Origin of the sequence: Robiginitalea aestuariiviva, assembly GCF_029537735.1 — a bacterium.
Classification (GTDB): domain Bacteria; phylum Bacteroidota; class Bacteroidia; order Flavobacteriales; family Flavobacteriaceae; genus Robiginitalea; species Robiginitalea aestuariiviva.
Genome location: NZ_JARPUQ010000002.1, coordinates 67,075 through 74,507, shown reverse-complemented (window position 1 = coordinate 74,507; position 7,433 = coordinate 67,075). Strand labels below are relative to the sequence as shown.

Genomic DNA, 7,433 nt, shown 5'->3' with positions numbered 1-7,433 from the left:
AATAGAAAACCCCGATTCGCGCTCGCGAATCGATGGTTTTTTCATTTCCTGCGAAAACCCGAGCAAGCTCGGTTTACTCCGGAAATGAAAAACCCCGCAACTGGCGTTGCGGGGTTTTCTGCTTGATGTGGGATATACTGGATTCGAACCAGTGACCTCTGCCCTGTCAAGGCAGCGCTCTAAACCAACTGAGCTAATATCCCTTGTGCTGAAGGGGCTGCAAGATCGGAAATTTTATGGGTTTTTCCGCAGCCGGGCAGGTAAAAATAAAGGCGGACCTCAGGGTATTCCCAATGCACTGACCTGGATCATTTCAGGAACCGGACAAACCCGATACTTTGGGGCCAGAATTCACCTGAAGTCTAATTTTTTAACACAAATCGCTATGACACTTGTAAAATTCAAAAGGCCGTTTGGAAACCTGCTGCGCCAGGATTTCTTCGACATGGACGATTTTTTTGATTCCCGCTTGTGGAAAGGTGGTATGATGGAAACCGACTTCTGGAATGGCAAAACGGTAGAGCCCGCAATGAACATCAAGGAAACCGACGACCACTATGAAATTGAACTGGCCGCTCCCGGATTTTCCAAAAAGGACTTTAACGTAACCATCGAGGACGGATACCTGAATATCTCCGCAGAGAAAAAACAGACCGAAACCGAAAAGGATGAAATGTTCACCCGTCGCGAATTCCACTACAATGCTTTTGAACGCTCCATGCAACTTCCGGAAAATGTGAAGGAAGAAGCGATCAAAGCACGGTACCACGACGGCATCCTGAGCTTCAATGTCCTTAAAAGGGCTGAAGCCGAGAAAAAAGCGCCCAAAGTCATCGAAGTCGGATAACGCTCCGGCTCTGACGGGGGACTCTGTATAAATCAGATACCATTGTTCATAAGCCCTCAGTGTTTTGGAGTCCCACGGGCAAATCCCCTCCAGTTTCCACGGGAATTGGAGGGGTGTTTTTATGATACAAGTCATGCTTTTTAACAGGGGTTATGCCTATCTTTATAAGATTACCAGCCAGCCCTTAAAGTCCACCTGATGAGTCGCCTGGCCACATATTCCCTTAGCGCCGGGGCCAAAAACCTGGCCGCGCAGGGGCTTGCGTTGCTTGACCCTCAGGGACGCATCCTCCAACTCAATACGCCCGCAGAGAGCCTGTTTGGTTTCCTCTCCTCTGAAATCCATGGGAAGGATCTCTGGTCCCTGGTGGAAGAGGTGCCCGGGCAGGCGGGAAGCCCGGGGCAGGAAGCCCTGCATATCCTGCACTCCAAAGACCGGGGAGACCTGCCGGTGCTGATGCGATTCAGCCCCCTGCTGGAAGAACTGGATTACCAACTGGTCTTCCTGCGAGACCTGGAGGCCGACACCCGTGCCGAAATCCGCCTCAAAGCGCAGCAAACCCAATTGAACGCCCTTATTGAGGCCATTCCCGACAGTATATTCATCCAGGATTTCCAGGGTAATTTCCTGGAATATTACCCCCCTATAAGCGGCCCGCTTTTTGAACCCGGCACGGAAATTCGAGGGCACAATATGGAGGCCTTCTTTCCGCAAAAGCTTACCAACCGTTTTCTTGAAGCCTTTGATGCGATCCGAAAAGACCGTAACCCCAGGCACCTGGAATTTAGCCTGGGCCCCCAGGCCAAAGCGCACTACGAAGCCCGCCTGGTGCCCATGAACAATCACAAAATCCTCTCCATAGTACGGGAGGTCACCCAGGCAAAGACCGTGCAGAACGTGCTGAACCTGCGCAACCGCGCCCTGGAAGCCGCGGGGAACGGGTTTGTTATTTCCGATGCCCGCCTGCCGGACCAACCGGTGATCTATATCAATTCCGCCTTCACCGAAATTACGGGGTACCAACCGGAAGAAGTCCTGGGGCGAAATTGCCGTTTCCTGCAGGGAAATGACCGGAAACAACCTGGAATCCGGCGTATTAAACAATGCCTGGAAGCCCGGGAACCCTGCTCGGAGATATTGCGCAATTACCGGAAGGACGGCAGCTTGTTCTGGAACGAACTTACCCTGACCCCCATCGTGGGGCCAGAGGGGGAACCTCATCACTTTATCGGGGTGGTCCGGGATGTAAGCCTGCAGGTAACCGAAGCCCGCAGGAAGGACCGCATCCACAAAATCCTGGAGGAAATCACCGGCGATGCGCCCCTGCAACGCATATCGAGCTCCCTTTGCGATCTCTTGCGCCTGCCCCTGGCCGCTGCCACGGTACATATGCACCTGCTGCATCCCGGGCGGCATTGCCTGGAAACCCTGGCCACCCGGGGTCCGCATCGGGCGAGGGCCATACCACCCCCCTGTATTTCACTGAAAAAAGACGGCTTCGGGGATATCGCAGATGCCGTGCGTGCCAACCGTGAGATTATCCGGGTGATCCCCGCTGCCCAAAGCCCTTCTTTTCCCACAAGCAAAACGCCACCGCAAAGGGGTGAAGCTTCCGTCTGGGCCTTTCCGATCCGTTCCTCCCACCAGGAGGTATTGGGGAGTTGCACCTTTTTAATCCCCGGGCGCGTAAAGCCGGATACCCCCCAGCGCGAAGCTATACGGGAAGTGTTGCAACTGGCGCGGGTAGCCATTGAACGTCACCAGACCCGCCAGCGGCTGCAACAAAGCCATCAGCAATTGGAATCCTATGCCCGGAAGCTGGAACAGCGCGTAGCCATTCGCACACACGAACTGGAAGAAACAGTGGAACGCCTGCAGGAGTCGAACCGGAACCTGGAACAACAAATTACCACCACACAGGAAGCGGAACGCCGGGCCCTGGCCAGTCATGTCCTCTTTACCGCCATGGCGCGCAATTTTCCGAAAGGGATTATCCTGGTGGCCGACCCCTCCATGCAACTGGTACACCTAGAAGGAGAAGAACTCGAATCCCTTGACCTGGAGGAATGGAACCATTACGGCGCCAACGTTTCGGACCTGCCGGGGTTTTCGGCCCATCAGCTCAAGACCCTGAATTCCAAGGTTCGCGCCACATTGGAGGGCAAACACCTGAGCTTTGAGTTGGAGCGGGCCGGAAACACCTATGCCGTGCACACCACTCCCCTTACGGTAGATGGCCAAATCCAATGGGCCCTGCTGGTGTGGAGCAATACCACCCGCCAGAAACGCACCCAGCAAGAATTGCTTCGCGCCCTGCGGACCGAACAGGAACTCAACGACCTGAAGTCGCGGTTTATCTCCATGGCATCCCATGAATTCCGGACCCCGCTAAGCGCCATTCTCTCCTCGGCCATCCTGATCGAAAAACAGAACCATGCTTCCCAGGAAGGCAAGCGCCAGCGCTACACCAAACAGATCAAGAACAATGTGCGCAACCTGGTGGTGATCCTGGACGATTTCCTGTCGCTTTCCCGCCTCGAGGAAGGCGAAATCCGGTGCAAAGCTTCGGATTTTGACCTCCTGTCCCTTCTCGGTTCGGTGCTGGAAGAACTGGAAACCAGCCTGAAAGTGGGGCAGTATTTTGTAGAACGTTACAGCCTCCCAGACGCCGAGGTGCGTTTAGACCCAAAACTCACCCGCCATATCCTCATTAACCTCCTTTCCAACGCCATCAAGTATTCGCCGGAAAACAGCCCCATATACATTGCGCTGCAACCGGCTTCGAGCCAGATCCAACTCTCGGTGACCGACCGCGGCATGGGCATCCCCCGAAGCGAACAGGACCAACTCTTCCACCGGTTCTTCCGCGCCCGCAACGCCATAAACATCCCGGGGACCGGGCTGGGGCTCCATATTGTGAAACAATATACCGACCTGATGGGCGGTACCATAGATTTTGAGAGTGCTGAAGGCCGGGGCAGCACCTTCCGCATTACCCTGCCAAAAACCTATAAACCGGGAAACCATGAAACGGATTCTGATTATTGAGGACCACGACGATGTTCGTGAGAACACCGCAGACCTATTGGAACTGGCGGGTTTTAACGTGCGTACGGCCCCGGATGGCCGCAGCGGTCTGGAAAAGGCAAACCGTTTTGAACCAGACCTGATTCTGTGCGACATCATGATGCCCGGCATGGACGGATACCAACTGCTGGAACGGCTGCAGCGCAACCCCGCCACGGCACGCATCCCCTTTATATTCCTGACGGCAAAAACGGAAAAAACCGATGTGCGCAAGGGCATGGATATGGGAGCGGATGACTACCTCACCAAGCCGTTTGAGGAGGCCGAATTGCTGGGGGCCGTAAACTCCCGTCTGAAAAAACACGATTTCCTGCAGCGGGAGTTCAGCAAGGATTTACACGGGGTGACTGCCTTTGTAGAGGAGGCGGCAGCCTACCTGAATCTGGACCACATTGAAAGGAAGTATTACGCCCGGGAGTATGCCCCCCGGGACTACCTTTTCCGGGAGGGAGACGGGGCGCATTTCCTGTATTATATGCATACGGGGCTGGTGAAATGCTACAAAACCGCAGAATCCGGGAAAGAACTGGTTAGCGGCCTGTTCGGACCCGGACAATTTGTGGGGCAGCTTGACTTGTTGAACCCCGGGGGCACCTATCTGGAATCTGCCTGGGTAATGGAGCCTTCGGAAATTTACGCCATTCCCAAATCGGACTTTGTCCATTTGCTGGATCGCAGCCCGGAAGTGGCCCACCGCTTTATGGAACTGATCTCCGGCGACCTGATTGACCTGAAAGAACAGCTCATGCAAATGGCCTACTGGCCGGTAAAACACCGCGTGGCCCGGACCCTTTTAAAACTTCAGGATCTTGGGGTGGCCCGGCACCGGGATACCGAAGCCCTTGAAATTGCCCGGGAGGACCTGGCCGGGATGGTGGGCACAGCCACCGAAACCGCCATCCGGGCCCTCTCCGAACTCCGGGCAGAAGGGATAATCCGTATGGGGCGAGCCCGTGAGATCTTTATTACGGACCCCGAACGCCTGGCACGAATGGCAGACTATCAGCCGGCGGGCTGATAAAGATCATTTGTTTTGGGCAGGGCATTACGGAACTTCAGGTGTAATCCCAAAATAGGTAGGCGTCATGAAAAATAAGGTGCACTACGACAAACGGCAGGCCGAATTTAACCGGTTTGTCGCCGAGAGTTACCCGAGGCTGGTAGCCCTGCAAGCCGAAGACAACCGCAAGGCCTTCAACGAAGTATTGCTGAAAGTCCTGCCCGACGTAAAACGTTACATTACCCGTGGCCTGAGGCTGGCCCTGGCCAAGGGGGTGATTTCCCATAACAAATACAAGCCTGACGATTTTTTTGACCAGTTGTTCCTGGAGGTGTTGGACCACCTTGACGAAGTTCCTTCTGCGGAAGCCTTCCACAGCTGGTTATTTAACCGGGCCGAAAAACTCCTGGAAGACATGGAGGTAGAGGAGGTCTTTGATGCCGTATTTTACGACAACCTGGACGACTACCTCCGGGCCGAATACTCCGAAATGCTGGAAAACTTCAGCACGGACGGGGACGGGGACCTGGTGATGCTGGAAGAACTGGACGATATCTCCTATCAGGACCACCGCCACCTCTTGCAGAACATCTTCCTGGACGATGCGCACGAGGACATGATGGCCCTGACCGACGCCAACCGGCCGGCTCCGGATGCTGCAGAACACCTGGAGCGCCTGCTCTTCAGTATGCCGGCCCAGATGCGCAGCGTCTTTGAACTGGCTCACGAGCAGCTCTTCAGCCTGGAGGAAATTGCCGCCATCAAGATGCAATCCGTGGCTGAAGTATCCCGCACCCTGGAGCGCACCCGGGAAATCCTGCAATTATCCCTGAAGGAAAAATTAGAAGAATTTTAAAGATACCCCCATGAACCCCACCAAAAAACTCATCTCCCGCAGTGACTACCTGCTGGCAGAAGGGCTGGAAGAACTGCACCGGCAAAGCCAGGAGTGGCTGGAAACCGTTGCCTTCTGGAAAGATGAAACGCGATTTTTTGACTCCCTGCTTCGCCAGCGCCGGGAGCAAGTACAGGACCAGGCTGCTTATACCGGCATGCTCGCGAACCTGGACCGGCTTCATCAGATGCTCTTTGAGTACCTGGCCGAGGAACTCCTGGCTCATGAACAGCTGCTAAGCCGCATCCAACGGGCAGAAGCCGGGCTGGCCGACGCGGACTATCGGGACGAACACCGTCGCCTGGCCGGTAAAATGGAAGTGTTTGGCGCGGATTTCCGCGAATTCAAAAAAATGGTGTTTGGCTACGCCCGTAACTGGTAAGCCTCTCTATTCATAGGGTTATGCCCCCAGTACCGCATAGGTCTGGCGGGCAATTTCCAGTTCCTCATCGGTAGGGACAATCCAGATAGACACCCGGGAATCCGGGGTGTGGATGGCTTGTTTTCCCTCACCGGGGTTCTGGTTACGCCCTGCATCCAGGTGCAGGCCCAGATAGGTCAGGCCGCGGCATACCAGTTCCCGCATCCGACTGGAATGCTCCCCGATCCCGGCTGTGAAGACCAGGGCATCCAGCCCGTCCATGGCTGCGGCGTACGCCCCGATGTATTTCCGGATCCGGTAGGCCGTCATTTCCAGCGCCAGACGGCAGGCGGCATCGCCCCGGGCTTCCCCGGCTTCCACATCCCTCAGGTCGCTATACCCGGTGAGGCCTTTAAGCCCGCTTTCCGCATTGAAGAGCTGGCGAAGCTCCCCGGGCTTGTAGCCCAGCGCTTCGGCCAGATAGAGGACTATACCATGGTCGATGTCGCCACTGCGCGACCCCATAATGAGTCCGTTACCCGGGGTAAAGCCCAGGCTGTGGTCTACACTCTTTCCGCCGCGAATGGCTGTGGCGCTGCAACCATTCCCAAGGTGGAGGCTTACCATCTTGCCATCGGCAGGCAACTCGGCAGCCATTTCCCCGGCCACATACTGGTGAGAAGTACCGTGGAAGCCAAAAACCTGGATGTCGTGTTCCTGGTAAAGTTCCTCGGGCAGGGCGTATCTGCGAGCGTGTTCGGGGATACTTCTGTGGTAAGCCGTATCGAAAACGGCAACCTGCACGGCCCGGGGGAAACAGGCTTCGGCCACCCGGATCCCTTCCAGATTGGGCGGGTTGTGCAGGGGGGCCAGGCGGGACAGTTCTTCAATGGTTTGTTTAACGTCTTCCGTGATCGCCACGGTTTGGTTGTAGCGGGGACCGCCATGCACCACCCGGTGCCCCACTGCCGCCAGTTGCCCGGCATCTTCCAATAGCTGGTACTGAGGATCCGTAAGTACCTGTACAATGGCCTCCAGCGCACTTCCGTGGTCTGGGGCATCCAGTTCGGATTCCCATTCCCTGCCACCTGCCTTTACGCGCATCCGCGGACCTTCCCCTCCGATTCGTTCCACCAGGCCCTGGCAGAGGCGTTGCTCCGAAGGCATTTTTAAAAGCTGGAATTTAAGGGAAGAGCTCCCGCTGTTCAGGACTAGGATTTTGGTTTGCATCGTAGGGAATAGG

At 55.7% G+C, this 7,433-nt stretch carries 6 protein-coding genes and 1 tRNA gene; 5 read left to right on the top strand and 2 right to left on the bottom strand.

Annotated elements, in window-relative coordinates; all coding sequences use genetic code 11:
• Nucleotides 1-128 precede the first annotated feature (128 nt).
• Nucleotides 129-203: transfer RNA gene (locus OZ410_RS06950), tRNA-Val, on the bottom strand.
• Nucleotides 204-385: 182 nt separating this feature from the next.
• On the opposite strand from OZ410_RS06950, the gene OZ410_RS06945 reads away from it, so the two are divergent.
• From OZ410_RS06945 to OZ410_RS06925, 5 genes are all read left to right on the top strand, one after another.
• Nucleotides 386-847 (top strand): Hsp20/alpha crystallin family protein, encoded by a 462-nt coding sequence (locus tag OZ410_RS06945; RefSeq protein ID WP_277707227.1) that lies wholly within the window; start codon nucleotides 386-388, stop codon nucleotides 845-847.
• A 198-nt stretch (nucleotides 848-1,045) separates the two neighbouring features.
• Nucleotides 1,046-3,895: a PAS domain-containing protein gene (locus OZ410_RS06940; protein WP_277707226.1), complete on the top strand. Its 2,850-nt coding sequence runs from the start codon at nucleotides 1,046-1,048 to the stop codon at nucleotides 3,893-3,895.
• Nucleotides 3,873-4,952: a response regulator gene (locus tag OZ410_RS06935; RefSeq protein WP_277707225.1), complete on the top strand. Its 1,080-nt coding sequence runs from the start codon at nucleotides 3,873-3,875 to the stop codon at nucleotides 4,950-4,952. The genes OZ410_RS06940 and OZ410_RS06935 overlap by 23 nt, the downstream gene beginning before the upstream one ends.
• Before the next feature lie 67 nt (nucleotides 4,953-5,019).
• Nucleotides 5,020-5,790 (top strand): RNA polymerase sigma factor, encoded by a 771-nt coding sequence (locus OZ410_RS06930; RefSeq protein WP_277707224.1) that lies wholly within the window; start codon nucleotides 5,020-5,022, stop codon nucleotides 5,788-5,790.
• Between the two features lie 10 nt (nucleotides 5,791-5,800).
• On the top strand, nucleotides 5,801-6,211 hold the full coding sequence (locus OZ410_RS06925) for a hypothetical protein (RefSeq protein ID WP_277707223.1): 411 nt from the start codon (nucleotides 5,801-5,803) through the stop codon (nucleotides 6,209-6,211).
• A gap of 18 nt (nucleotides 6,212-6,229) precedes the next feature.
• Here the strand turns inward: OZ410_RS06925 and OZ410_RS06920 are convergent, their stop codons facing one another.
• Nucleotides 6,230-7,420 (bottom strand): acetate/propionate family kinase, encoded by a 1,191-nt coding sequence (locus tag OZ410_RS06920; protein WP_277707222.1) that lies wholly within the window; start codon nucleotides 7,418-7,420, stop codon nucleotides 6,230-6,232.
• Nucleotides 7,421-7,433: the final 13 nt, after the last annotated feature.

Coding starts and splice junctions, on each gene's coding strand:
- OZ410_RS06930 (WP_277707224.1), top strand. CDS start 5,020: ATGAAAAATAAGGTGCACTACGACAAACGGCAGGCCGAATTTAACCGG.
- OZ410_RS06940 (WP_277707226.1), top strand. CDS start 1,046: ATGAGTCGCCTGGCCACATATTCCCTTAGCGCCGGGGCCAAAAACCTG.
- OZ410_RS06920 (WP_277707222.1), bottom strand. CDS start 7,420: ATGCAAACCAAAATCCTAGTCCTGAACAGCGGGAGCTCTTCCCTTAAA.
- OZ410_RS06935 (WP_277707225.1), top strand. CDS start 3,873: ATGAAACGGATTCTGATTATTGAGGACCACGACGATGTTCGTGAGAAC.
- OZ410_RS06925 (WP_277707223.1), top strand. CDS start 5,801: ATGAACCCCACCAAAAAACTCATCTCCCGCAGTGACTACCTGCTGGCA.
- OZ410_RS06945 (WP_277707227.1), top strand. CDS start 386: ATGACACTTGTAAAATTCAAAAGGCCGTTTGGAAACCTGCTGCGCCAG.